24 protein-coding genes are annotated in these 25718 nt (G+C 68.8%); 10 read left to right on the top strand and 14 right to left on the bottom strand.

The annotated features are described in order from the left end of the window. Positions 1–42: 42 nt before the first annotated feature. Together AC5Y43_RS03245 and AC5Y43_RS03240 are read left to right on the top strand one after the other, a co-directional pair. A complete protein-coding gene (locus AC5Y43_RS03245; protein ID WP_499969258.1) occupies positions 43–942 on the top strand; it encodes a TIGR03619 family F420-dependent LLM class oxidoreductase in 900 nt (299 codons plus the stop codon). Then, complete coding sequence (locus AC5Y43_RS03240; protein ID WP_499969256.1) at positions 929–1660, top strand: SDR family NAD(P)-dependent oxidoreductase; 732 nt, start codon at positions 929–931, stop codon at positions 1658–1660. The genes AC5Y43_RS03245 and AC5Y43_RS03240 overlap by 14 nt, the downstream gene beginning before the upstream one ends. On the opposite strand, the gene AC5Y43_RS03235 is transcribed toward AC5Y43_RS03240, so the two are convergent. From AC5Y43_RS03235 to AC5Y43_RS03220, 4 genes are read right to left on the bottom strand one after another with little or no spacing between them, the layout of a single operon-like run. Continuing rightward, positions 1661–3577 carry a lysophospholipid acyltransferase gene (locus AC5Y43_RS03235; protein ID WP_499969254.1) on the bottom strand — a complete coding sequence of 639 codons (1917 nt, stop codon included), beginning with the start codon at positions 3575–3577 and terminating at the stop codon, positions 1661–1663. Beyond that, positions 3574–5394, bottom strand: coding sequence for a fatty acid--CoA ligase FadD11 (gene fadD11 / locus AC5Y43_RS03230; RefSeq protein WP_499969250.1), 1821 nt, complete (start codon positions 5392–5394; stop codon positions 3574–3576). Before fadD11 ends, AC5Y43_RS03235 begins: the two co-directional genes overlap by 4 nt. Positions 5395–5411: 17 nt before the next feature. Beyond that, positions 5412–5897, bottom strand: coding sequence for a VOC family protein (locus AC5Y43_RS03225; RefSeq protein ID WP_499969247.1), 486 nt, complete (start codon positions 5895–5897; stop codon positions 5412–5414). 15 nt (positions 5898–5912) lie between these two features. After that, positions 5913–6296: a MerR family transcriptional regulator gene (locus AC5Y43_RS03220; protein ID WP_499969245.1), complete on the bottom strand. Its 384-nt coding sequence runs from the start codon at positions 6294–6296 to the stop codon at positions 5913–5915. A gap of 50 nt (positions 6297–6346) precedes the next feature. Between AC5Y43_RS03220 and AC5Y43_RS03215 the strand changes: the two genes are divergently transcribed. Beyond that, on the top strand, positions 6347–6793 hold the full coding sequence (locus AC5Y43_RS03215; protein ID WP_499969243.1) for a PPOX class F420-dependent oxidoreductase: 447 nt from the start codon (positions 6347–6349) through the stop codon (positions 6791–6793). A gap of 106 nt (positions 6794–6899) precedes the next feature. Here the strand turns inward: AC5Y43_RS03215 and dnaE are convergent, their stop codons facing one another. After that, on the bottom strand, positions 6900–10439 hold the full coding sequence (gene dnaE, locus AC5Y43_RS03210; RefSeq protein ID WP_499969240.1) for a DNA polymerase III subunit alpha: 3540 nt from the start codon (positions 10437–10439) through the stop codon (positions 6900–6902). A gap of 74 nt (positions 10440–10513) precedes the next feature. On the opposite strand from dnaE, the gene AC5Y43_RS03205 reads away from it, so the two are divergent. From AC5Y43_RS03205 to AC5Y43_RS03190, 4 genes are all read left to right on the top strand, one after another. Next, a complete protein-coding gene (locus tag AC5Y43_RS03205) occupies positions 10514–11116 on the top strand; it encodes a TetR/AcrR family transcriptional regulator (RefSeq protein WP_499969238.1) in 603 nt (200 codons plus the stop codon). An 89-nt stretch (positions 11117–11205) separates the two neighbouring features. Beyond that, a complete protein-coding gene (locus AC5Y43_RS03200) occupies positions 11206–11652 on the top strand; it encodes an MmpS family transport accessory protein (protein ID WP_499969236.1) in 447 nt (148 codons plus the stop codon). Then, the gene (locus AC5Y43_RS03195; RefSeq protein ID WP_499969234.1) at positions 11649–14567 is read left to right on the top strand and encodes an MMPL/RND family transporter; all 2919 of its coding nucleotides are present in this window, start codon (positions 11649–11651) and stop codon (positions 14565–14567) included. The genes AC5Y43_RS03200 and AC5Y43_RS03195 overlap by 4 nt, the downstream gene beginning before the upstream one ends. Before the next feature lie 32 nt (positions 14568–14599). Next, positions 14600–15073: a hypothetical protein gene (locus tag AC5Y43_RS03190; protein WP_499969232.1), complete on the top strand. Its 474-nt coding sequence runs from the start codon at positions 14600–14602 to the stop codon at positions 15071–15073. Here AC5Y43_RS03190 and AC5Y43_RS03185 read toward each other — a convergent pair. The 5 genes from AC5Y43_RS03185 to AC5Y43_RS03165 form a co-directional block, all read right to left on the bottom strand. Further along, complete coding sequence (locus tag AC5Y43_RS03185; RefSeq protein ID WP_499969230.1) at positions 15021–15452, bottom strand: type II toxin-antitoxin system Rv0910 family toxin; 432 nt, start codon at positions 15450–15452, stop codon at positions 15021–15023. The genes AC5Y43_RS03190 and AC5Y43_RS03185 overlap by 53 nt on opposite strands. Positions 15453–15771: 319 nt before the next feature. After that, positions 15772–16575, bottom strand: coding sequence for an SDR family NAD(P)-dependent oxidoreductase (locus AC5Y43_RS03180; protein ID WP_499969226.1), 804 nt, complete (start codon positions 16573–16575; stop codon positions 15772–15774). Positions 16576–16579: 4 nt separating this feature from the next. Next, on the bottom strand, positions 16580–17599 hold the full coding sequence (locus tag AC5Y43_RS03175; protein ID WP_499969224.1) for an SDR family NAD(P)-dependent oxidoreductase: 1020 nt from the start codon (positions 17597–17599) through the stop codon (positions 16580–16582). Positions 17600–17849: 250 nt separating this feature from the next. Then, positions 17850–19055: an RNA polymerase sigma factor gene (locus AC5Y43_RS03170; RefSeq protein ID WP_499969222.1), complete on the bottom strand. Its 1206-nt coding sequence runs from the start codon at positions 19053–19055 to the stop codon at positions 17850–17852. A 13-nt stretch (positions 19056–19068) separates the two neighbouring features. Then, a complete protein-coding gene (locus AC5Y43_RS03165) occupies positions 19069–19449 on the bottom strand; it encodes a YciI family protein (RefSeq protein ID WP_499969220.1) in 381 nt (126 codons plus the stop codon). An 85-nt stretch (positions 19450–19534) separates the two neighbouring features. On the opposite strand from AC5Y43_RS03165, the gene AC5Y43_RS03160 reads away from it, so the two are divergent. Next, complete coding sequence (locus AC5Y43_RS03160) at positions 19535–20296, top strand: methyltransferase domain-containing protein (protein ID WP_499969218.1); 762 nt, start codon at positions 19535–19537, stop codon at positions 20294–20296. Between the two features lie 49 nt (positions 20297–20345). Here AC5Y43_RS03160 and AC5Y43_RS03155 read toward each other — a convergent pair whose 3' ends face one another. Beyond that, the gene (locus AC5Y43_RS03155; RefSeq protein WP_499969216.1) at positions 20346–21272 is read right to left on the bottom strand and encodes an RluA family pseudouridine synthase; all 927 of its coding nucleotides are present in this window, start codon (positions 21270–21272) and stop codon (positions 20346–20348) included. Further along, positions 21269–21805 (bottom strand): signal peptidase II, encoded by a 537-nt coding sequence (lspA, locus tag AC5Y43_RS03150; RefSeq protein WP_499969212.1) that lies wholly within the window; start codon positions 21803–21805, stop codon positions 21269–21271. Before lspA ends, AC5Y43_RS03155 begins: the two co-directional genes overlap by 4 nt. Positions 21806–21846: 41 nt before the next feature. On the opposite strand from lspA, the gene AC5Y43_RS03145 reads away from it, so the two are divergent. Continuing rightward, on the top strand, positions 21847–22773 hold the full coding sequence (locus AC5Y43_RS03145) for an asparaginase (protein ID WP_499969210.1): 927 nt from the start codon (positions 21847–21849) through the stop codon (positions 22771–22773). On the opposite strand, the gene AC5Y43_RS03140 is transcribed toward AC5Y43_RS03145, so the two are convergent. Further along, positions 22738–24162 (bottom strand): DNA polymerase IV, encoded by a 1425-nt coding sequence (locus AC5Y43_RS03140; RefSeq protein WP_499969208.1) that lies wholly within the window; start codon positions 24160–24162, stop codon positions 22738–22740. The genes AC5Y43_RS03145 and AC5Y43_RS03140 overlap by 36 nt on opposite strands. Before the next feature lie 34 nt (positions 24163–24196). On the opposite strand from AC5Y43_RS03140, the gene AC5Y43_RS03135 reads away from it, so the two are divergent. After that, positions 24197–24763 (top strand): class I SAM-dependent methyltransferase, encoded by a 567-nt coding sequence (locus AC5Y43_RS03135; RefSeq protein WP_499969206.1) that lies wholly within the window; start codon positions 24197–24199, stop codon positions 24761–24763. Positions 24764–24826: 63 nt separating this feature from the next. On the opposite strand, the gene AC5Y43_RS03130 is transcribed toward AC5Y43_RS03135, so the two are convergent. Then, a complete protein-coding gene (locus AC5Y43_RS03130; RefSeq protein WP_499969204.1) occupies positions 24827–25687 on the bottom strand; it encodes a hypothetical protein in 861 nt (286 codons plus the stop codon). Positions 25688–25718 lie beyond the last annotated feature (31 nt).

The following is a 25718-nucleotide window of genomic DNA, read 5'->3' as shown; positions in this document are numbered from 1 at the left end:
CCCCTCCAAATAATGGTTGATAGATCATCGAGAGGATTCGCGATGAAGCTTGGTTTCGCACTTCCCTTTGTCGGCCCCGCTGTGAGCAGCGCCGCCGGTCTGAGCGCGTTCTGCCGCGGGCTCGAGGACCTCGGCTACGACACGTTGTGGGTCGGTGATCGCCTGGTCACGCCGGTCGATATGCACAGCACCTATCCGGGCACAGAGCAGCCCTACCCGCCGCAGATGAAGCGCTACCTCGATCCGGTGCTGCTGTGGACCGTCGCCGCGACCGCGACCAGCCGGGTGCGGCTGAACGCCAGCACCCTCAGCACCTTCTACTACGAGCCGGTACACCTGGCCCGGCTGCTGACCACCCTCGACGTGCTCAGCGACGGACGCCTTGACGTTGGCGTGGGAATCGGGTGGATGAAGGACGAGCACGACATCGCCCGCGGCGCGGACTGGCGCCGGCGCGGGCGGATGCTCGATGACGTGCTGGCGTTCCTGCACGAGTGGTGGACGACCACCCCGGTGTCCTGGGACAGCGAGTTCTTCTCGCTGCCGCCGGTCCATGCCGACCTGCGCCCGGTCCAGGCCGGCGGTCCGCCCATCTGGATCGGCGGCGTCAGCGAGGCCGCGATGCGCCGGGTCGGCCGCAGCGGCACCGGCTGGCTCGGGGTCGAGGGGCTGCAGGACGAGGTCACCGACCACCTGTGGGAGATTGCGCGCCGTGCGGCGAAGGACGCAGGACGGGATCCGGACGCGCTGAAGACGGCCATGCGGATCAACCTCGAACCGGCCACGTCCGTTGACTCCGTTGCCGCCAGGCTCGAGCGCCTCGCCAAGTCCGGTGCCGATGAGGCGATCGTGGATGCCTTCGCGATGTTCCCCACCCTTGAGCAGATGCTCGAGTTCGCCGGCCAGGTCATCGATCGATGGAGTGATCATGGGAAAGCTTGACGGCAAGGTAGCGGTGATCACCGGCGGATCAAGCGGTATGGCATTGGCCGGCGCCAAGTTGTTCGTTGCCGAAGGAGCTCACGTCTTCATCTCGGGCCGGCGCCAGGGAGCGCTGGATGAAGCCGTGGAGGTGATCGGCCGGAATGTGACCGGCGTACAGGCTGATTCGGCAAACCTGGACGATCTGGACCGTCTGTTCGACACGGTCAGGCGGGAAAAGGGCGCCGTCGACGTGTTGTGGACCAGCGCCGGGACGGGCGAGCAGCGCAAGCTCGGCGAGATCACCGAGCAGCACTTCGATGCCGCCTTCGGGCTGAACGCGCGCGGCACGCTGTTCACGGTGCAGAAGGCGTTGCCGCTGTTCAATCACGGTGGCTCGATCTTCATGACCGGGTCGATCGCGTCGGTCAGGGGCTATCCGTCCTGGAGCGTGTACGCGGCGAGCAAGGCAGTACTGCAGGCCTACGCGCGCGTGTGGTTGTCCGAGTTGAAGGACAGGGGGATCCGGGTCAACGTGCTGACCCCGGGACAGGTCGCCACGCCGTTGCTGGAGCAGCTGGACGCGGAGGCGCAGGCGCATTTCGAGGCAGTGATCCCACGGGCAAAGAACGGCAGCCCCGAGGAGATTGCGACGGTTGCGTTGTTCCTCGCCTCGGAGGACTCAAGCTACGTCAACGGCATGGAGTTGATTGTCGACGGCGGCACCACGGCTGTCTGACTACGCCCCTGAAGCGTCTCGCGGCGCGGGCGGGTGACAGTCGGACATGACTGTCCGCCGGGCCAACTCCGCGATCGTGTTGACCCGCCGGATGGCCGCGGCGATCTCGTCGGCGAACTCCCGGCGGCGCGCGGCGACGTCCGGCTGCCCGGACGCGTCCACCAGCTCGCGGTGCCGTGCCAGCCGCAGCGCGGTCTTGAACAGCTCCATCGACCTCGACTCGGCGCTGGCGATGCGGCGCTGCAGCTCCCACTGCTTGCCCACCTCCAGGCACTCGGTGAGAAACGCGTCCTCGTCGAACGATTCGTCCTCGAGCGCGGCCAGCCGGTCGGCGACGATGTGGTAGGCGTCCAGGAACGGGCGCAACACCAGGTGCGCCAGCAGCAGGTCGGCCCGTTCCAGCAGCCACCGCACGTCGGCCGCGCCGGCGGCGCGCGTGGTGTCCACGGGGTCGTCGGCCGGCCCGATCAGCCGCACCTCGTCGGCGAGCTCCTTTTCGAACTGGGCGCGCGCGGAGAACAGGAACTCGAACTTCAGCAACTCGCGCAGGCTCAGCGCCTCGTCGCGCACGGTCGCCGGCAGGACGGAGCCGTCGGAAGCGGTCTCCGCCGCCGCCAGCAACGCCGTCTCGGCGATCGCGCGGTCGACCAGGATGTGGATGGCGGTGTTGCGGTAGAACGCCGCGACCAGGTGCTGGTCGGCCCCGATCCCCCAGACCGGCTCGGTGCCCGCGTCGTAGACGCTGACCACACCGGACGCAGCCAGCTGATGCAGCGTCCACCGGATCGTCGAGCGATTGGTCAGGTCCGCGGCGCCGGCCACCGCCCAGTTGCGCGCGGCGATGTAGCTCGCCAGTGGCCGCACGGTGGCCAGCACCTCGCTGATCGACAACGACCGGTCGGCGCCCAGCAGCGCCAGGCTGACCACCGCCGTCGGGGTGACCGGGGTCGCGCGGTTGATCCGGTGCTCGACATCCAGTGCGATGCGCTCGATTTCGGTTCCTGCCCCGGGGGCGGAGGTATCCAGGGCCCGCAGCTCCTCGAGGCGCTTGCGCAGTGGCAGCGGCTCGCCGAAATCCAGGTAGGCGCGGCCGAGCCGCTCGCCCTGTTGTCGCGCCAGCCGGATCAAAAAGCGGAAGTCCTCCGGGCGCTTCTCGGCGCCGTAGGCCTCGGTGGTCATCGCCTCCACCTCGTGCAGCTGGTCGTAGACGATGGAGGTCGGGACCAAATACACTTCCGGACCGTCGATTTCGTCGACGGCGTCGGTGATGTAACGCAGAATGCCGTACACCGGGGGCCGCAGCTTGCCGGTGCGGGTGCGCCCGCCCTCGATCGACCAGGTGAGGTTGGCGTGGTTTTGCACGAGCTGGGCGGCGTAGGCCCGCAACACGAAACGGTAGACGGGAATGTCGCGGGTCTGGCGCCGTATGAAGATCGCCCCGGTGCGCTTGGCCCAGGCCCCCATCGGAAAGAAGTTCAGGTTGGCGCCGCCGAACGTCAGCGCCGGCGAGACCCGGTTGGCCAGGATCACCTCCGGCAGCAGCAGACCGTCAAGATAGGAGCGGTGCGAAAAGGCAAACGCCAGTGTCGCTTTGCGGTCCAGCCTGCGCAGCGCGGCGATCTGGTCCTCGTCGACGAGGATGTCGTAGGCCCGCATCAGCCAGCAGGAAAAGCTGCGCCAGGCCCGCACCGCCCGCTCGTCCAGCGACGGCGCCATCTCCCGCAGATAGCCGGCGGCCTCGGCACGCACGTCGTCGGTGTCGCGCCCGAGTTCGGCGGCCAGCTTGTCCAGCCGCTCGCCGTACCACGGCGCCGCCAACAGCTTCGCCACCTCGTCGGCGTCGGTCGGCAACGGCCCGGTAGACTCTTCCAGAATCCCGGTGCGCTGCAGCAACTTTCGTAGCGGTATCCCATTCATGCGGGTTGCACCGCTTCGGACGGCTCGTGGACGTCCGGGTGCGCATCCCCGGCATAGAGCTCCTCGATCTCGCCCGCGTACTTCGCCATGATCGGCTTGCGCTTGAGCTTCATCGTCAGCGTGATCTCGTCGCCGCCGGGCTCCCACACCGTCGGCAGGATCCGGAAGCGCTTGATCTGTTCCACCCGGGACAGCTTGGTGTTGCCCTCGGCCACCCCGGCGGCGACGCGCGTGATGACCTCCGGGTGGGCCGCCAGCGCCGCGGGCGAGGCGTCGGACAGGCCGAGTTGGGCCGCGTACGGTCCGACCGATTCGGCGTCGAAGACCATCAGCGCGGCGTTGTACGGCCGCCCGTCGCCGATCGTCATCATCACACCGACCATCGGGCAGGCGGCCAGGATGGCGTTCTCGATGTTGGCCGGGGACATGTTCTTTCCGGCCGCGTTGATGATCAGCTCCTTCTTGCGGTCGACGATCCGCAGGTAGCCCTCGGTGTCGACGTCGATGATGTCGCCGGTGTGCAGCCAGCCGTCCGCGTCGATCGCCTCGGCGGTCTTCGCCGGCTCCTTGCGGTAGCCCTTCATCACCAGTGGCCCGCGGATCAGGTACTCGCCGTCCTCGGCGACCCTGCCCTCCAGGCCGGGCAGCAGCTTGCCGACGGTGCCCAGCCGCGCGTCTTTCGGATGTGACACGCTGGCAGCGCAACTCAGCTCGGACATGCCCCAGACCTCGCTGATGGGGATCCCGATCCCCGCGAAGAACGCCAGCGTCTCCTTGGGGATCGGCGCCGCGCCGGACACGGCCCAGCGCAATTCGGCGAACCCCAGCCGCCCACGCAGTTTCGACAGCACCAGCTCGTCGGCCTTGGCCCACTCGGCCGCCGCCTCGGCCGGCTCGGGCTCGCCGGAAACCAGCGCGGCGGCGCGCTTGGCGGCCACCGACAGCGCCCACTGCAACGCTTGGCGCTTGGCTTCGTCGGCCTCGTTGGCGACGACGAATTCGATTGCTGCCTTGAGCTTCTCCCACACTCGCGGGACCGCGCCCCAGACCGTGGGCCGCACGTCGGGCAGCGCTCCGGCAATCGCTCGCGGGTCATCCACCGTGGTCACCTGGGTGCCGAACACCTCCAGCGAATACAGCGCCATCATCCGGTCGGCGATGTGCGCCGACGGCAGGTAGGACGTGGTCCGATCGCCGAACCGGCTGCCCAGCACGGCGTCCAGCCCGTGCGCCTCGAACAGCAGGCTGGCGTGCGTCATCTCCACGCCCTTGGGGTTCCCGGTGGTGCCCGAGGTGTAGATGAGCGTGACGACATCGTCGGGTTGCACTGCCCGCCAGGTGGATTCGAAGTCGAAGTCGTCCGGCGCGGCGGCATACAGGTCGTCGACGGAGACGGTGCCGGGCGGCGAACCGTCGATGCAGACGATGTGCTCGACGGGCGCGCCGCTGGCGCGGATGCGGTCCACGTACTGCGCCTCGCAGATCGCGACCTTGGTGCCGGCGTTGTCGAACAGGTAGGCCAGCTGCTCGGCGGGCAGCGTGTTGTACACCGAAAACGACGTGGCGCCAAGGTGTTGGGCGCCGATCTCCAACGGGTAGAACTCGACTCGGTTGGCCATCATCAGCGACACCGTGTCGCCGCGGCGCACCCCCAGGCCCGCCAGGCCGGCGGCGACCTGGCGCACCTGCGCGGCGAGCTCTCGCCACGTCAACGCCTGGGCGCCACCGGGCGTCCGGAGCGCGACGGCGTCCGGGTCGATCGACGCGGTGCGCTGGAACGCCTCGCAGAAGGTGGCCGGCCGTTCGGTGGTCGTCATTTCGGTAGCCTACGTTCCTACTCGGGGGCGCCGGAAGCGCGCCAGAGTTGCACCGTGCTCGTCGCGCCGCCGGGCAGCTCGATGAGTTCGATCGGTGTGCCGTCGGGATCGTGGATGAAGAACATCCGCACTCCCCCGATGTCGACGGGCGGTTCGGCCCGGACGCCGGGGTGGTGGCGCCGGACGGCGTCGTGGGTGGCGTCGAGGTCGTCGACCCGGAACGAGATGTTGGTGTAGCCCAGGTGCGGGCCGCTCGGGCCGTCGGGCATCGCGCCCAGCGACAGCAGCTCGACCATCGCGCCGCCGATCAGCCCGCCGATCATGCGGCCCCGCTGCGCGGTGCCGCCGGTCACCGAGTCCAGCCCGGCCCCGTCGAGCTCGACGTCGAACACGACGTCCATGCCCAGCACCGCGGTGTAGAACGCCAACGACGCGTCCATGTCGGAGACGCCGATGCAGACATGCGAAAAGTTCTGCACGGCAAGGGGATGCGGGTCGCTCATTGCTGCTCCTCCAACTCAGGCGGGTCCGGTCACGTGAATTCCACAGGTACAGGTGTCAATTGACGGGCACGTGCAGCGCATCCCCCACTCGATGACGGCGCGTGCCCGGGCCAGCGACTCCATCCGGGAGTCGATCTCGGCGAGCTTGGCCTGCGCCAGGGCGCGGCTGACGGGCCGGCCCGGGGCGTCGTCGGCGAACAGCAGCTGGATCTCCTCCAGCGCGAACCCGGCGGATTTGCACAGCCGGATCACCTCGAGGCGCGCCAGCACCGACTGGTCGTAGCGGCGCTGGCCGCCGAGCCGCCCCGGCGCCGGCACCAGCCCGATCCGCTCGTAGTAGCGCAACGTGGTCGCCGCGATCCCCGCTTCCCTCGCCACGTCACCGATCGTCAGGGCCATCGCACCTCCCCACTTGACTTAGAGTCAACTCTAAGTCGTTGACTGTGGCTATGCACAACATTGCGCTCCCCGAACTGACTCGTTCCCGCTATGCCCTGCTCCGTTCCTTTCGCCGCGACGGCACGCCGGTCGACACGCCGATCTGGTTTGCGTGGGACGGTGACGCGTTGGTGTTCCGCACCAAGGTCGGCCCGAAGACGCGGCGCCTGGCGGCGCGCCCGCACGTCGCGCTGACCGCGTGCGACTACCGCGGCCGGGCCCGCGCGGACGCGCCCACGCTGGCCGGCCGCGCCGCCGTGCTGGCGGGCGCCGGCGCCGAGCGGGCCAACCGGATGCTGCACGACCGGTACGGGTGGCAGTGGAACATCGTGCCGCTGCTCAAGATTCCGGGCGTCACCAACGTCCATCGCGACCTGAGCTTGCGTGAAAAGCTGCGGCGCGCCCGCGATCGCGGCGTCTGGCCCGACAGCGTCATCGTCCGGGTGGACCTCACCTGACCGGCCCCCACGACCCCACTCGCGAGCGCCCGTGTCTGCACACCGACACGCCGTAAACCCCGTACATTTGCGGACCCTCGCGGCTCGAAGCCGGGCACAAAGCGCCCTAGACCCCCAGGCAGCCCGGGCCCAGCAGCTCCTTGAGGTCGCCCATCAGCGCGGGCGACGGCGTGACCCGCAGCGACGCGTCCAGCTCGAGCGTGGTGATCCGGTCGCCGCTGATCAGCCGCAGGTGCACCTGTGAGGTGCCGGGGTGGCGGGCCAGCACCTGCTTGAGCGCGCTGACCTTGTCGATGGTGCACTGCCGGGTCGGCAGGCTGACCGCCAGCGGGCGGTCGGCCTGGGCGCTGGAGAAGTCCGGCACCACAAGGTCGTTGGCGATCAGCGCGATCCGGTCGTCGCGGATCGCCACCTTGGCGTTGATCAGCACCACCGCGTCGTCGACGATCTCGGCGCCGAAGCTGGAGTACGCGTGCGGAAAGAACATCACCTCGATACCGCCGGTGAGGTCCTCGAGCTGCGCCGAGGCCCAAGGCATCCCGTTCTTGTTGACCCGGCGGTTCACCGAGGCCAGGATGCCGCCCACGCGCACCTGGGTGTCGTTGGCGACGTCGCCGTCCAGGATTGCCGGGATCGCGGTGTCGACCTGCGCGGTCAGCAGGTGCGCCACCCGGTTGAGCGGATGCCCGGACACATACAGCCCCAGCATCTCTCGCTCCAGGGCCAGCTTGTGTTTGTCCTCCCACTCGTCGTCGGGCACCTTGATGGTGAACACCGCATCGGCGGGGCCCTCCCCGTCCGAGCCGCCGAACAGGTCGAACTGCCCGATCGCCTCGGCCTTCTTGGTGCCCAGCACCGAGTCGACGGCGTCGGTGTGCACCAGGAACAGGCCCTTGCGGGCGTGGCCCAGCGAGTCGAACGCGCCCGCCTTGATCAGCGACTCGGTGACCTTCTTGTTGCACGCCGAGATGTGGATCTTGTTCAGGTAGTCCGAGAAGTCGGTGAATTTGCCCTTGTCGCTGCGGGTTTGGATCAGCGAGCCCACGACGTTGGCGCCGACGTTGCGCACCGCGCCCAACCCATAGCGGATGTCGGCGCCCACCGACGCGAAGTTCAGGCCGGACTCGTTGACGTCGGGCGGTAGCACCGTGATGCCCAGCTTGCGGCAGTCGGCGAGGTAGACGGCCGCCTTGTCCTTGTCGTCGCCGACCGAGGTCAGCAGCCCGGCCATGTACTCCGCGGGATAGTTCGCCTTGAGGTAGGCCGTCCAGTAGGACACCAGGCCGTAACCCGCGGCGTGCGACTTGTTGAACGCGTAGTCGGCGAACGGAAGGATGGTGTCCCACAAGGCTTTGATGGCGCCGGCCGAGAAGCCGTTGGCCTTCATGCCGTCGGAGAACCCCTCGAACTCCTTCTCCAGCACCTCGCGCTTCTTCTTGCCCATGGCCTTGCGCAGAATGTCGGCTCGGGCCAGCGAGTAGCTGGCCACCTTCTGCGCGATGCGCATGATCTGCTCCTGATACACGATCAGGCCGTAGGTCTCGGCGAGGATCTCGCGCAGCGGCTCCTCGAGCTCGGGATGAATGGGCTTGATCGCCTGCCGGTTGTTCTTGCGGTCGGCGTAGTCGTTGTGGGCGTTCATGCCCATCGGGCCGGGCCGGTACAGCGCGATCACGGCGACGACGTCCTGGAACCCGGTCGGCTGCATGCGGCGCAGCAGGTCGCGCATGGGCCCGCCGTCGAGCTGGAACACGCCCAGCGTGTCGCCGCGGCCGAGCAGTTCGTAGGTGGCCTGGTCGTCGAGCGGGACGGACTCCAGGTCGAGGTCGATTCCCTTGTTGGCCTTGATGTTGTCGATCGCGTCGCCGATGATCGTCAGGTTGCGCAGGCCGAGGAAGTCCATCTTCAGCAGGCCGATGGCCTCGCACGACGGGTAGTCCCAGCCGGTGATGATGGCGCCGTCCTGCGGGCGCTTCCACAGCGGGATCGCCTCGGTCAGCGGCTCGCTGCTCATGATCACCGCGCAGGCGTGCACCCCGGCGTTGCGGATCAGGCCCTCCAGCCCGCGCGCGGTCTGGTAGATGGTGCGCACGTCGGGATCGGTCTCGATCAGGCCGCGGACCTCGGCGGCCTCCTTGAACCGCTCGTGGCCGGGGTCGGTGATGCCCGACAGCGGAATGTCCTTGGCCATGATCGCCGGCGGCAGCGCCTTGGTGATCCGGTCGGCGATGGCGAACCCGGGCTGGCCGTAGTGGATGCGCGCCGAATCCTTCAGCGCCGCTTTGGTTTTGATGGTGCCGAAGGTGATGACCTGGGCCACCCGGTCCGAACCCCACTTGTCGGCAGCGTAGCGCACCATCTCGCCGCGACGGCGGTCGTCGAAGTCGATGTCGATGTCGGGCATCGAGGTGCGCTCGGGGTTGAGGAACCGCTCGAACAGCAGGCCGTGCGGGATCGGGTCGATGTCGGTGATGCCCAGCGCGTAGGCGACCAGCGAGCCGGCGGCCGAGCCCCGGCCGGGCCCGACCCGGATGCCCACCGAGCGGGCGTAGTTGATCAGGTCGGCGACGATCAAAAAGTACGACGGGAAGCCCTTGCCGCAGATGACGTCGATCTCGTAGTCCGCCCGAGCGACGTAGCCGTCGGGCGGCCCGGCGGGAAAGCGCCGGCCCAGCCCGGCGGCCACCTCGTGGCGCAGCCAGGACGCCTGGTCGTGGCCCTCGGGCACCGGGAAGACCGGCATCCGGTCGCGCGGGGTCCACACCTCGTCGTAGGAGGACACCCGCTCGGCGATCAGCAACGTCGAGTCGCAGGCGCCGGGCACCTCGTCGTCCCAGATCTGGCGCATCTCGGTGGCCGACTTGACGTAGTAGCCGTCGCCGTCGAACTTGAAGCGGTTGGGGTCCGACAGCGTCTTGCCGGTCTGCACGCACAACAGCGCCTCGTGGTTATGGGCGGCGTCGCGGGTGACGTAGTGGCAGTCGTTGGTGGCCAGCGGGCGGATGCCCAGCGTGCGGCCGATCTCGAGCAGGCCCTCGCGGACCCGTCGTTCGATGGACAGCCCGTGGTCCATCAGCTCGAGGAAGTAGTTGTCCGGCCCGACGATCTCCCGCCACCGGGCGGCGGCCTCCAGCGCCTCGCGGTCGTGGCCCAGCCGCAGCCGCGTCTGCACCTCCCCGGACGGGCAGCCCGTGGTGATGATGATGCCCTCGGCGTGCTCGGCGATGAGCTCGGCGTCCATCCGCGACCACTTGCTCAGCTGGCCCTCGAAGGAGGCCAGCGAGGTCAGCTTGAACAGGTTGCGCAGGCCGGCGGCGTTCTCGGCCAGCATCGTCAGGTGCGTGTAGGAGCCGCTGCCGGAGACGTCGTCGGACTTCTGGCTGGGGTCACCCCAGGTGATGCGGCGGGTGTCGAACCGCGAGCCGGGCGCGATGTACGCCTCGACGCCGATGATCGGCTTGATCCCGGCCTTGGTCGCCGCGTTGTAGAACTCGCTGGCCCCAAACATGTTGCCGTGGTCGGTCATCCCGATCGCGGGCATGCCCAGCCGCTCGACCTCGTCGAGCAGCGGCGTGATCTTCGCGGCCCCGTCCAGCATCGAGTACTCGGTGTGGTTATGCAGGTGCACGAAGGACGACTGGTTCATAGGGACGCCAGTCTATGACCGGGGACCGACGCATCCCCGGCGTGTCGCGTCGTGTGTCTCCTAAGGTGAGCGCTATGACGGCCCACCGGGACGCAGGGGCATCACCGTGGTCGCCGCGTGAGGCCGAGTTGCTCGCGGTGACGCTGCGGCTGCTGCAGGAGCACGGCTACGACGGGCTGACGGTCGACGCCGTGGTCAGCGAGGCCCGGGCCAGCAAGGCCACGGTGTACCGGCGCTGGCCGTCGAAGGCCGAGTTGGTGCTGGCCGCTTTCATCGAGGGCATCCGGCAGGTCGCGGTCCCGCCGGAGACCGGCACGCTGCGGGGAGACCTGCTGCAGCTGGGCGAGACGATCTGCCGGCAGGGCCACCAGCACGCCGGCACCATCCGCGCGGTGCTGGTCGAGGTGTCGCGCCACCCCGCACTCAACGACGCGCTGCAGCATCAGTTCATCGATCAGCGCAAGGCCCTGTTCGAGCACGTCCTCCGGCGGGCCGTCGACCGGGGCGAGATCGCCGAGGCCGCGATCGCCGACGAGCTGTGGGACCTGCTGCCCGGCTACCTGATCTTTCGCTCCATCATCCCCGGCCGCCCACCCACCCGGGAGACCGTGCAGGCCTTGGTCGACGGCTTCGTCGTCCCCGGCCTCACCCGCCCCACCCGGTATCAGGCCCCTTGATAAGCCGCGCCCGGGCAGTGTACGCTCACGTCTATTGAGCAGTACTGGTCAGTACCGTAGGCTTCGCACGAGTATCGAAAGGCCAACGGGTGCAAAGGTTTTCGCTGACATCCCTTGTCAGGCGGGGCTGGATGGTGCTGGTCGCCGTCGTGGTCGTGGCCGTCGCCACGTTCTGCGTGTATCGACTGCACGGGGTCTTCGGGTCACACAACAACACCTCGGCGGGCGGCGGCATCTCGGATCAGACCGAACCGTTCAGCCCCAAGCACATCACCCTCGAGGTCTTCGGCGACCCCGGCGCGGTGGCGACCATCAACTACGTCGACATCGACGTGCAGCCGCGGCAGGTGTTGGACGCGGCCCTGCCCTGGACGCTGACCATGGTGACGACCCAACCCGGAGCCTTCAGCAACCTCGTGGCGCAGGGCAACAGCGATTCCCTCGGCTGTCGGATCACGGTGGACGGTGACGTCAAGGACGAAAGGATCGTCAACCAAGTGAACGCCTACACCTTTTGCCTGGTGAAGTCCGCATGAGCGAGGATCGCGCCTCGAAACCCGCCCTGGCGCAGGCCATTCGCCGGTTCTCGGTGCCGATCCTGCTGCTGTGGGTGGCGATGGCCGCGATCTCGAATATCGCGGTCCCGAACTTGGAGGACGTGGCCAAGGCGCACAACGTCTCCCTGAACACCCCGAGCGCGCCGTCGTTTCAGGCGATGCAGCACATCGGCAGGGCTTTTCACGAATTCGATTCCGACAGCGCGGCCATGATCGTCCTGGAGGGCGACAAGCCGCTGGGCGAGGATGCCCACCGGTTTTACGACGCCCTGGTCCGCAAGCTCGAGCACGACACCAAGCATGTGGAGCACGTCCAGGATTTCTGGGGGGACCCGTTGACGGCGGCCGGCTCGCAGAGCAAAGACGGCAAGGCCGCCTACGTTCAGGTCTACCTCGCGGGTAATCAGGGCGACGCGCAGGCCAACGAATCCGTCGACGCCATCCGCGAGATCGTCGCGCACACGCCCGCGCCGACGGGCGTCAAGGCCTACGTGACCGGTGCGGCGCCGCTGGTCACGGACCAGTTCGAAGTCGGCAGCAAAGGCATCTTCAAGGTCACCGTGGTCACCGTGCTGGTGATCCTGGCGATGTTGTTCTGGGTCTACCGTTCCGTCACGGCGGTCTTCGTGCTGGTCACCGTCATCGTGGAGATGGCCGCGGCCAGGGGCATCGTCGCGTTTCTGGGCAGCGTCGGGCTGATCGGGCTCTCGACGTATGCGACGAATCTGCTCACGCTGCTCGTCATCGCCGCCGGCACCGACTACGCGATCTTCTTCGTCGGCCGCTATCACGAGGCGCGGCACGCCGGGCAGGACCGTGAAACCGCCTTCTACACCATGTACCGCGGGACGACCCATGTGGTGTTGGGCTCCGGCCTGACCGTCGCCGGCGCGGTGTTGTGCCTGCGCTTTACCCGGCTGAATTACTTTCAGAGCCTGGGTATTCCGGCCGCGATAGGGATCGGGGTCGCATTGCTGGCCGCGCTCACGCTGGCCCCGGCGGTGATCACCGTGGGCAGCCTTTTCGGGTTGTTCGATCCGAAGCGCCAAATGGCGACGCGCGGCTGGCGGCGCATCGGCACCGCCATCGTGCGCTGGCCCGGCCCCATCCTGGTGGTGGCGATCGGGGTCGCCCTCGTCGGTCTGCTTGCTTTGCCCGGATACAAGACGAACTACGACGCGCGGGCGTACATGCCGGCCAGTGCCCCGGCCAATGTGGGCTATGCGGCCGCGGAGCGGCATTTCTCGCAAGCCCGGCTCAACCCCGAACTGTTGATGATCGAAACCGACCACGACATGCGCAATCCGGCCGACATGATCAACCTGGAACGCGTGGCCAAAGCCATCGCCCACCTTCCCGGAATCGCCCAGGTGCAGTCCATGACCAGGCCGCTGGGGACCCCGATCGAGCACACCTCGCTGGCTTTCCAGATCAGCGCCGGCAGCATCGGCAGCATCGAAAACCTGCAGTACCAGAAGGAGCGCGCACAGGATCTGCTCAAGCAGGCCGACAATCTGAAAGACACGATCGGCATCCTGAACCAGCAGTACAGCCTGCAAAAACAGCTCGCCGCCTCCACGCACGACGAGACCCAAAGCTTTCACGACACGATCGCCGTCATCAACGACCTGCGCGACAAGATCGCCAACTTCGACGACTTCTTCCGGCCGATCCGCAGCTATTTCTATTGGGAAAGGCACTGTTACGACATTCCGGCGTGCTTTGCCCTGCGGTCCGTTTTCGACGCCATCGACGGCATCGATCAGCTGAGTGCGCAGTTCGTCAAACTGACTGCGAGCCTGGACAAGTTGGATGCGGGCCAGCAGAAATTGGTGACCCTGTTGCCGCCGCAGATCGCCGACCAGGAGAAGAACCTGGGCCTGACCCTGTCGAACTACGCCACGAACCTCGGCATCAACGCCCAGACGCGGGCGAGCACCGACAACGCGACCGCGTTGGGGCAGGCGTATGACGCCGCCAAGAACGACGACTCCTTCTACCTGCCGCCGGAGGCTTTCGACAACCCCGAGTTCAAACGGGGTCTGAAGTTGTTCCTGTCGCCGGACGGCAAGGCCGCGCGCATGATCATCTCCCACGAGGGTGATCCCGCGACGCCCGAAGGCATTTCGCACATCGACCCGATCCGGGAGGCGGCCAAACAGGCCGTGAAGAACACCCCGTTGGGCGACTCCCACATTTATCTCGCCGGCACGGCCGCGACATACAAGGACATCGCCGACGGCGCCAAATACGACCTGCTGATCGCCGGAATCGCCGCGCTGAGCCTGATTTTGCTCATCATGGTGATCATCACCCGAAGCCTGGTCGCCGCGATCGTCATCGTCGGCACGGTGGCCCTTTCGCTGGGCGCATCGTTCGGGCTTTCGGTGCTGGTGTGGCAGGACATCCTCGGGATCAAGCTGTACTGGATCTGCCTGGCGCTGTCCGTCATCATCCTGTTGGCGGTGGGATCCGACTACAACCTGCTGCTGATCTCGCGGTTCCGGGAGGAAATTCACGCCGGCTTGAATACGGGCATCATCCGCGCCATGGCCGGCAGCGGGGCGGTGGTGACGTCTGCCGGTTTGGTGTTCGCCTTCACCATGGCTTCCTTTGTGTCCGCGTCGTTGTTGGTGCTGGGCCAAATCGGGACGACGATCGCGTTGGGGCTGCTGTTCGACACGCTGATCGTGCGGTCGTTCATGACGCCGTCGGTCGCCGCGCTGCTCGGGCGCTGGTTCTGGTGGCCCCAGCGCGTGCGCCCGCGGCCAGCCAGCACGATGCTGCGCCCGTACGGGTCCCGCCCCGCCGTTCGTCAACTCCTGCTCTGGGAAGACGGAGACTCCGCCGTGACGCCCGAAAAACCGTCAGCGGCAACGCGATCCAGGGCTTGATAGCGTCTCGCTCGACAGAGGAGTAGATAGAGTTGGGCCTGTTTGGTTATCTGGCAATACTCGCCGGCGTGGCCGAGTTGGTGTTCGCCGCTTTTGTCTTTGCCGCCGTAAAGCGGCTCTTGGAACGGCCCCCTACACCGATCGGCGAGGAAATCGGCGGCGCCAGAAGGGTTTTGGACAAGGTCCGCCACCGCGCACCGATGACGGAGGACGAATTCGATTTCGCGGCGCAGTACATTGCCGATCGGCGATCCTTGTTGACCTACTCGATCCCCGCCGCGATTTTCACCATCGGCTGCTTCATCGTGTTCTGCACTCTCGAACTACACGGAATCAGGTCCCTGCGAATCTATATCGGGCTGTTTCCCATGCTGGGAGCCACGAACCTGACCATTCAGCTACTCAGGATCGCCGCCCTGAAACGGCGCCTGCAGGGCGTCCCCCGTGAAACGGTCAACCGTACAGTTCGACGAACCGCTCCAGCGACTTCTGCACGTCACCCTTGACGGCACGCGCCGCGGCCGAACCGACCGGGCCGAACAGCGGACGTCCCCCGAGCTCCAGCCGCAGCCCGAGCGTGGAGCCGTCACCGGCGGGCCGCACGGTGAGCGTGACGCCGTATTTCGTCCCGCCCTTGCCGGATCCCTTCATCGCGACCTGGTGGGGCGGGTCCCACTTCGTCACCGTCCACGTCACCCGGTTGCGCAGGCCCTTGGACCGGGCCACGCCGACGATCTCGGTGCCTTCGGCGATCTCGTCGGGCAGCTCGCTGCGCCAGCCCTCGTGCATCACCAGCCAATCGCCCAGGTCCGACAGGTCCGACACGTGCTCCCACATGTCCTGCGGGGTCATCGGCACGTCGGCGTTCATTTCGACGGAAGCCATAGGCCAAACGTAGCCGCCGCCGGACGCCGAGCGTGAACCCAGGGCGTCCCGCTCAGCTCAGGGCCACCGCCCCAGCGCCACCCCGGCCCCGCCGCCCCGCCCGGCATCGACTGTGAATCCTCGGCTTTCAAAGTGAGCGCAGGGCGAAATTTCGGCCCGGATCCCGCCCAGGCCTCACAATCAAAACCTACATTTCACAATCGATCGCAGAGCCAGCTCGCGGGGCCGCGTCTCAACGAGTTTGTCGCTCGTAGGCGGGCAAACGAGAGACCCAACCCGCGCAGAAACGCATGTGACAGCCGAAACGCCCCAACCCGCCCTACTTGCTCGGGCCCCCACGGAACCGGTTGCCGATCCGAATCCCCGGCAACAACAGGCTGCGCGGGGCGAACCGGCCGCCGGTGCTGACGACCTTGGGCACGATGCCGGGCACCACGCTGCGCTTGCCGGCGAGCATCCCGCCGATCGCCGCCTCGGCGACGTCGCGCGGCGAGACCTGCGCGACGGGAATGCTGAACCGCTCGGCGTTGGCGATCTCGGCCCACTCCGTCGGCACCGGCCCCGGACACAGCACCGTGACCGACACGCCCGTCCCGTGCAGCTCCTCGTGGATCGCCTCGGAGAACGTCTGCACGAACGCCTTGGTGGCCGAATACACCGCCATGTAGGGCAACGGCTGGAATCCGGCGATCGAGGCGATGTTCATCACCGCGCCGGCACCGCGCTCGATCATGCCGGGCAGGGCCGCATGCGTGAGCTCCATCAACGTCAGCGAGTTGAGGATCACCTCTTCGCTCTCGCGGTCCAGCGGCAACTCGTGAAAGACCCCGCTGGTGCCGAAACCGGCGCTGTTGCACAGCCCGGCGATCGGCTCGTTGCGCAGCCGGTCCCCCAGCCGCGCCCGGGCCTTGGCGTCGCTGAGGTCCAGCGGCATCACCTCGACGCCCACCGAGAATTCCTGGCCGACGTCGTTGGCGATTTCGTCGAGGCGCTCGCGGCGCCGCGCGACCAGCAACAGCGGGAAGCCGCGGCGGGCCAGGCCGCGGGCCAGTTCGGCGCCGATGCCCGAGGAAGCACCGGTGATGACGACGGTCGACTGGGTGTCGGGTTTCGGAAGGCTCATCGTGTCACCAATGTATCCCGCGGGTAGCCCGCACGAACGTCTCGCTTCGTTTGTCGAAAGGCGCTGCGTCACTGGGTGCTTCGCCGCCCTTGGCCGCGTCGGAGTCCGCGAACATGGCGAACGCGCGGTTGCGCACCCGGTCCATCACCGCCGGGTTCACGGCGTCGGCGACGGCGGCGAACTGCCCGAACGGCGAGCTCGCGCGCCGCGGCCGGTGCACGATCGCGTCGGTGATCACGCCGGCCGCCTGGTCGGGCGTCAGCGCCGGGAACTTGTCGTACATCGTGGTGGGGCTGATCATCGGCGTGCGCACCAGCGCCATGTGCACGGTGGTGAACTTGACGTCGTCGTTGACGACCTCGGCCTGCAGCGCGTCGCACAGGCTGTCCAGCGCGGCCTTGCTGGCGATGTAGGCGCCGAACCGCGGCGCCCGGGTCTGCACCCCGACCGACGAGACGTTGATGATCTGCCCGTAACCGCGTTCCCGCATCCCCGGGATGAACTTGAGGATGAGCTGGACCGCGCCGAGGTAGTTCAGTTGCATGGTCCGCTGGTAGTCGTGGATGCGGTCGTAGGACAGCTTCAGCGACCGGCGGATCGACCGCCCCGCGTTGTTGACCAGGACGTCGACGCCGCCCAGGTCGTCGAGGACCTGGTCGGCCATCGCGGCGATGGCGTCCATGTCGGTGAGATCGCACGGATAGATGTGGGCGGTTCCCCCGTTGCCCTGGATCTCCGAGGCGACCTTCTCGAGGTTCTCCCGCGTGCGCGCCACCAGCGCCACCGCGCCCCCGGCCTCGGCGATCTTCTTGGCGGCGGCCTCCCCGATGCCCGACGACCCCCCGGTGATCAGGACGGTCCTGCCCTCGACGGCCTCCTCGAGGGTGCGGCCCTGCACCGCATCCAGCAGATTGCGCAGGTAGAACGGTCGATACCGCCCGGCGGAGTTGGGGGTGTTGATGATGTTGGAGACCACCGCGAACGGCTTTTCCACCAGATTCGTCAAGTCGCCAAACAGATTCATCGGCGTTCGGCTCCTGACGGGTCCCGACGAGCTCCGACAAGTAATGTGACGTGGGTCATAGCACCCAACCTAGGGCATCGGTCGGCCACCGGATGCGCATTTCCGTCAGGTCAACGGGAGTGTCGGACCTCTCGCGACCGCCCCCCTCGAAGCCACGTACCAGCAATCCCCTTGTCACAGAACATAATCCGGGCGCGATCGCGCACTAACTGGCGGGCAACTCCCCAGGGCGCCGAGGTCTGAGCGCGCATCACCGCTCCCCGGCGACCTCGGCGAGTCGTCGGCTCAGATACCGCGCGACGCCGGCGTCGGTGCTGAGGTCGATGGCCCTGCGGTAGGCCTCCGCGGCCCCGGCGCGCCGGCCCGCTTCGGCCAGCAGATGCGCACGCGCGGTCCAGGCCGGCTGGAAGCGCGCGATCGCCGGGTCGGCGATCGCGTCGAGCGCGCGCAGTCCCGCCTCCGGCCCGTCGGCGTGGCCGTCGACGACGGCCAGCGCCACCGCCGCGCCCAACGACGGGGCGACGCGCAGCAGTGCCCGATGCAGTTTGCGCAGCGCCGCCCAGTCGACGTGCCCGCCCCGCGCGCGGGCGCAGTGCGTGGACTGGATGGCCGCCTCGTACTGGTAGCGGCCGGGACGGCCAAACCCGTGCGCTCGTTGCAGCAACGCCTCCCCGCGCGCGATCAGCGCCGGGTCCCACAGCCGGGTGTCCTGCTCGTCCAGCGGCACGAACTCGCCGTGGCCCGTGCGCCGCGCGGGTCGCCGCGACTCGGACAGGCAGAGCAGCGCCGCCAGCCCGAGCGCCTCCGGCTCGTCGGGCAGCAGTTCGGCCAGGACGAGCGCCAGATGCCGCGCCTCGGCGGACAACGATTCGATCGGTGACCCCGACGGCTCCAGCTGCCAATCGATCGCCCATGCGCCGTAGACGGCCTCCAGCACGGCCGGCAGCCGTTCGTCGAGGTCCGCGCGCGCCGGAACCACGAACGGGATTCGCGCGTCACGAATCCGGCGCTTCGCGCGGACCAGGCGCTGGGCCAGGGCCGCGGGCGGCAGCGAGAATGCCCGCGCGATCGCCGCCGCGTCGATACCCAGCACCGTCTGCAGCATCAACGCGGTGCGGCAGTCGGCGGCGATCGCCGGGTGCGCACAGACCAGCATCAGCTCCAGGCGGCGATCGGGGATCGTCGGCGGGTGCGGGGAATCGCCGGTGACATCCCATGTTTCGGGCAGCGGGCCGGTCTTTCGGTAGGCGTGCGACTTCCACCGGTCACGCAGCCGGTTGCGGGCCACGGTAAGTACCCAGGCCTCCGGGTTGGCCGGTATGCCCTCGTCCGCCCAGCGCGTCAGCGCGCGCTCGAGCGCGTCGCCGATGGCGTCCTCGGCCGCCGCGATGTCGCCGTTCGGGGCGGCCAGCACCGCCAGTAGCCGGCCGTAGGAGCCGCGGACCAGCCCGGCCACCCGGGTCTGCACCTCATTCAGGGCTGTACCATCCCTTCCCGCGAGCGTAAGTGACTGCGACGGGCCGGATTTCGACCGATCCCCACTCGGCGCCCGGGCAGCGCTTCGCCCAGGCCAGCGCGGCGTCCAGGTCGGGCACGTCGATGACGAACACCCCGCCGAGCCGTTCCTTGGTGTCGGCGAACGGCCCGTCCTGGATTCTGGGTGTGCCGTCGCGGGCGGTGAAGGTGGTCGAGGCGACGGCGGATTGCAGCACCTGGGTGCCGATCAGCACGCCGGCCGCGTCCAGATCGTCGGCGTATTTGGCGAACGCCGCCCGTGCCGGCGCCATGTCCTCCTCGGTCAGACCGAGCTCGCTGCCCTCCTGATAGTGCATGAGCAGGCAGTACTGCATGATCGTCCCCTTTCCATGGCTTCCCGTAATCGTTTCATCGCAATGACGATTGAGGCGACGCGCGATCGACACCACAATGCAACCCATGGGTCGCACATTCGAAGATCTGGTGGACGAGGCCGATTCGGTATCGGTGGACGGCTGGGACTTCTCCTGGCTCGACGGGCGGGCGACGGAGGAGCGGCCGTCCTGGGGCTACCAGCGGTCGTTGAGCGCCCGTTTGGCCACGGCAACGGCCGCGCTGGACATCCACACCGGGGGCGGGGAGGTGCTGTCCGGCGCGGGCCCGTTCCCGCCGACCATGGCGGCCATCGAGACCTGGCCCCCCAACGCGGCGCTGGCCACCCAGCGCCTGCACCCGCTGGGTGTGGTGGTCATAAGGACCCGCGACGAGCCGCCGTTGCCGTTCGCCGACGAGGCGTTCGACCTGGTGACCACCCGCCATCCGATCTCGGTGTGGTGGACCGACATCCTGCGCGTGCTCCGGCCCGGCGGCACCTACTTCGCCCAGCACATCGGGCCCGCCACGATGGGCGAGCTGGTCGAGTACTTCATCGGACCACAGCCGGAGAAGTGGGCCGAGTTTCATCCCGATACCGTGCGCGCGCAGGCGGAGGCCGCGGGCTTCGAGGTCGTGGACCTGCGCATGGAGCGGCAGCGCGCCGAGTTCTTCGACATCGGCGCCGTTATCTACTTCCTGCGCAAGGTGGTTTGGACGGTGCCCGACTTCACCGTGGCGCGCTACCGCGACCGGCTGCGCGAGCTGCACGAGCGCATCGAGGCCGACGGGCCCTTCGTCGGACACGCCACGCGGGTGCTCGTCGAGGCCCGCAAGCCGGCTGAGTGATCGCAAGCGCGGCAAAGCCGGGCGCAGCGGGTCGCGACCATCAGCCTGATCAGCCCTCGTCGCGCAGCACGTCCAGCGCGTGCTGCAGATCGGGTGGGTAGGGGCTGACGATCTCCATCCGCCTGCCGTCGGCCGGATGGGCAAACGAAAGCGACCGCGCATGCAGCCATTGCCGTTGCAGCCCAAGCCGTTTCGCCAGCTTCGGATCGGCCCCGTACACCAGGTCACCGCAACACGGGTGGTGCAGCGCCGCGAAATGCACCCGAATCTGGTGTGTGCGACCGGTTTCCAGGTGCACGTCGAGCAGGCTGGCGGCGACGAACGCCTCGACGGTGTCGTAATGGGTGAGGCTGTGGCGGCCGTCCTTGGTGACCGCGAACTTCCACTCGCCGCCGCGGTGCCGCCCGATCGGGGCGTCGATCGTCCCGCTGGACGGATCCGGATGTCCTTGCACCAGCGCGTGATAGCGCTTGTCGACGGTGCGCTGCTTGAACGCCCGCTTGAGCAGGGTGTAGGCGCGCTCGGAGAGTGCCACCACCATCACCCCGGAGGTGCCGACGTCCAGGCGGTGCACGATGCCCTGCCGCTCGGGCACGCCGGAGGTGGTGATCCGGTAACCGGCGGCGGCCAGCCCGCCGAGCACCGTGGGCCCGGTCCAGCCCACCGACGCGTGCGCGGCCACGGCCGCGGGCTTGTCGACCGCGACGATGTCGTCGTCGGAATACAGGATCGTCATGCCCTCGATGTCCACGGGCGTGTTCTCCAGCGGCGGTGGCGCGTCGGGCAGCCGCACCTGCAGCCAGGCGCCGGGCGTGAGGCGGTCGGACTTCCCCGCCCGCGCCCCGTCGAGTTCGACGCCGCCGTCCTCGGCCAGCGCCGCCGCCGCGCTACGGGAGAGTCCCAAAAGACGCGCCAGCCCGGCGTCGACGCGCAGGCCCGCCAGGCCCTCCGGCACGGGCATCGAACGTTCGGTCATTGATGCTGGTCGGCCTTTCGCCGGCCGACGGTGTCGAAGTCGAAGCCGAACACCGACAGCACGACGAGCAGGATCGCGCCGCCCACCACCGACGGGTCGGCGACGTTGAACACCGGCCACCAACCGACCGAGAAGAAGTCCACGACGTGGCCGCGCAGCGGCCCGGGGGCGCGGAAGAAGCGGTCGACCAGGTTGCCCATCGCGCCGCCGAGGATCATCCCGAGCCCGACCGCCCACCACGGCGACACCAGCCGCCGGCCCATCCAGAAGATCCCGACCACCACGCCCGTCGCGATCAGCGTCAGCACCCAGGTGTACCCGGTGGCCATGGAGAACGCCGCGCCCGAGTTGCGCACCAACGTCCAGGTCACGGTGTCGCCGATGATCGACACCGGCTGCCCGGGCGGCAGCAGCTTGACCGCGAGGACCTTGGTCACGATGTCCAGGGTCAACACCACCGCCGCCACCGACAGCAGCAGGCGCAGCCGCCGCGGCGGCCGGGGCTCGGCCGGTTCTGTGGGTTTGTCGGGCACGTCCCCATCATTCCTTAACCCCGACGCGCGATGATGCCACCATGCCGCGCCTCACCGTCATCGCCACCGGAGGGACGATATCGACCCGCACGGGCGCCGACGGGGTGCGCCGGCCGGCCTACAGCGGCGCGGATCTCGCGGCCGGGCTCGACGTCGACGTCGTCGACCTGCTCGCCCTCGACAGCTCGGAGCTGACGCCGGCCGATTGGGACCGGATGCGCGCCGCCGTGCGCGCCGCGACCGACGGCGGCGCCGACGGCGTGGTCGTCACCCACGGCACCGACACCATGGAAGAGACCGCGCTGTGGCTGGACCTCACCCACGCGGGAGACGTCCCGGTCGTGCTCACCGGCGCCATGCGCGGCGCCGACGCCGCCGACGCCGACGGCCCGGCCAACCTGCGCGACGCCCTCGCAGTGGCGGCCAGCCCGGCCGCGCGCGGCCTGGGGGTGCTGCTGTGCTTCGCCGGCCGGGTGCTGCAGCCGCTGGGCCTGCACAAGGCGGCCACCGACGACCTGAGCGGCTTCGCCGGCGAGCTGGTCGGCACCGTGAACGGCGCGGCGACGCTGACCGGTCCCAAGACGCGGCCGTACCTCGGCGACCTGGGCGCCGCCGGCGCGCCGCGCGTCGACGTCGTCGCGGCCTATCTCGGCAGCGACGCGGTCGCGCTGGACGCCTGCGTGGCCGCCGGCGCCCGGGCCCTCGTGCTGGAGGCGCTGGGTTCGGGCAACGCCGGACCCGCGGTCGTCGACGGGGTGCGCCGCCACTGCGGCAACGGGGTGGTCGTCGCGGTGTCCACCCGGGTCCCCGGCGGGCGGGTCAGCGCGGGTTACGGCCCCGGCCACGACATGGCGGCCGCCGGCGCGATCATGGTGCCGCGGCTGCGGCCGCCGCAGGCCCGGGTGCTGGTGATGGCCGCGCTGGCCGCCGGGCTACCCGTCGCCGATGTCATCGCCCGCTGGGGCTAGCGGCGCGTCGGCCTGCAGGGCACCCAGGTAGTCGGGCCAGTCCAGGGAGTCGACGGGGTTGGCGCCGGCGAGGTCGCCGGTGTCGGCGGGAAACGTGCGCGCCTGGCCCGGCCCCGAGGCTCGCGTCTCGAACCGCACGGTCACCACGCCGTGGCCGGCGCCCTGCACCCAGCCGTGCCCGAACTCGCGGTGTCTGACGTCGTCTCCCACCCGCCACCCCGCGGCGTCGCCGATCCGCCAGCGCGCGGTTTCCGGGGCCGGCGCGAACATCTCCTCGGCCGCGGTTTCGACGTGGTGTTCCTCCGAGGCCTCCCCCGACATCTCCAGGTCAGGGAACAACGACTCCTGGCGCACATCGCTCAGCCCCGAAAAGCCCACGCCCAGAAGGCGAATCGGCCCGACCTCGCGCGGGTCGAGCAGCAGCCGCCGGGCCAGCGCGACCAGCGCGCCGGCCTCCGTCGTCGCGTAGGGCAGCGTGGCCGATCGGGTCAGCGTGCTCATGTCGGACTTCTTCAGCTTCACCGTGACGGTCCGCGCGCCGCGGCCGTCGCGCAGCAGCCGTTGATGGGCGTGCTCGGCGATCGGGTCGATCGCGTCGCGCAGCTGCTCGAGGCTGGTGAGGTCGGCGGCGAAGGTGGACTCGGAGCTGATCTGCTTGGCCTCGGCGCGCTCGGCGACGGGCCGGTCGTCGATGCCGCGCGCCAAGCGGTGCAGCGCCGCGCCCACCGTCGCGCCCAGGATGTTGGCCACCTCCGCGTCGGTCAGCGCGGCCAGCTGCCCGATGGTTTCGATACCGAGCCGATTCAGCTTCTCCTCGGCGACCGGGCCGATGCCCCACAGCCGCCGCACCGGCAGCCGATCCAGCAGCGACCGTTCCTCGGCGCGCCGAACCACCCGGACGCCATCGGGTTTGGCCAGGCCCGACGCGATCTTGGCGATCTGCTTGCCCGAGCCCGCGCCGACCGAGGCCACCAGGCCGGTCTCGTCGCGCACCCGTCGCCGCAGGTGTTCGCAGAACGCCTCGACGTCCTCGGCCGACGCGCCCGCGAGGTGCGGCGGCTCGCCGAAGCCCTCGTCGAAGGACAGCTGCTCGACGACGGGCACGACGGCGCGCACGGTGTCGAAGACCCGGCGGCTCGCCACCCCGTACACCACCCCGCGCGGCGGCAACACCACCGCGGTCACGCCGACCAGCCGGCGCGCCTGATGCATCGGCATGGCCGAGCGCGCGCCGAACACCCGGGACTCGTAGCTGGCGCCGGCCACCACGCCCCGCCCGCCCAGGCCGCCGACCAATACCGGCCGGCCCCGCAAAGTGGGCCGGGTGAGCTGCTCGACGGACGCGAAGAACGCATCCATGTCCAGGTGCAGCACCCACCGCGAGTCCACAACCGTCGATGCTATTGGGCTAGCCTCTTCGCGTATGGCGATGAACCTGTGCCACCGCATGTGTTGTAGTTCGGGCCGCTACTTCAAAGCGGTCGAAGACACGCTGTTGCCGTGGGTGCTCGGCGATGTCGACCTCGGCGACAGTGTGCTGGAGATCGGCCCCGGTTACGGCGCCAACATCCGGGTGCTGATCGACAAAGCGCCGCACTACACCGCGGTTGAGATCGACCGGGCGATGGCGGACCGGTTGAAGGCCAAGTACGGCGACCGGGCCCGGATCATCCAGGGCGACGGAACGAACACCGGCTTGGCGGCACAAGAATTCAGCTCGGTGGTGTGTTTCACGATGCTCCACCACGTGCCCACACCTGCGCTGCAGGACCAGTTGTTCGCCGAGGCGTTCCGGGTGCTGCGACCCGGCGGCGTGTTCGCCGGCAGCGACAGTGCGGCTTCAACGCTGTTCTCTATCCTGCACTTTCGCGATACCTGCAACCCGGTGTCACCGGACACGTTGCCGGATCGGTTGCGCACGGCGGGTTTTGACGATGTAGAAGTCCAGGCCAATGGCCGCAGACTGCGCTGGCGCGCGCTCAAACCCTAACCGCGAGAGTGCAACTACCGACGCCTCTACTCGAGAAACGTGTCGGTAGTTGCACTCTCGCGGTCAAAGGGGGTAGCCCGCGGCCCGCAGCGCATCGCGCGCCCGCGCGACGATCACATGCGGGCGATAGCGCAGCAGGTCGGCACTCACGCGAACCAGCCGCCACCCCCGGCGCTCGAGTTTGGCGGTGCGTTCGATGTCGGCGGCGCGGATTGTCGGGTCGGTCCAGTGCTGGGGCCCGTCGTATTCGACGCCGACGAGCCACTCCTCCCAGCCCATGTCGGTGCGGGCGAACGGCCAGCCCCACTCGTCTTGCACGACGATCTGGGTCTGCGGCCTGGGCAGTCCGCCGCGGATCAGTACCAGCCTGGTCCGCGTCTCCTGCGGAGATTCGGCGCCCGGGTCGACCAGTGCCAGAACCCGACGTAACTGCTTTACACCGCGAGCGCCGCGGTGCGCGTCGATCAGCGGCATAACCTCGTCGACCGTCACGCCGCTAGCCCGGGCGAGAGCATCGATGCGAATGACGGCGGTCTGAAACCCCGCCCGTCGGCCGAGGTCGAACACGGTGCGGGCGGCCGAGGTCACGGGCACACCGTCGACCACCGCTGTCTCGCCGGACAGCAGCGTCTCCTTGCGGGCGATGATCAGCGGCGGCGGCCGCTTGCGATCCGTGATGAGCTCGGCGGGCGCGTGGGCATCGACCCACTCCGCCCCGAGCAGCGCCGCCGCCGAGTTACCGGCGACGACAGCCTTCTTTCCCGACCACAGCCATGCGGCGACCGCACGATCTTTCGCAGTCAGCGCGCTGCCGCGTTGGTGATAGACATTTCGGTAGATCCGTGTACACGACCGTCGTAGCCCACGCTCTGCGAAGGCGCCCGCACGAACGGCTTTTGTACCGACAAACGGCGTCTTCGTCATAGCCCCTCCGCGAAAGCGGCAGCGGCACTTT

This window comes from Mycobacterium sp. NGS57, from assembly GCF_059812405.1.
Note: the sequence above shows the minus strand (reverse complement) of the source record. Positions and strands in the feature narration are given on the sequence as shown.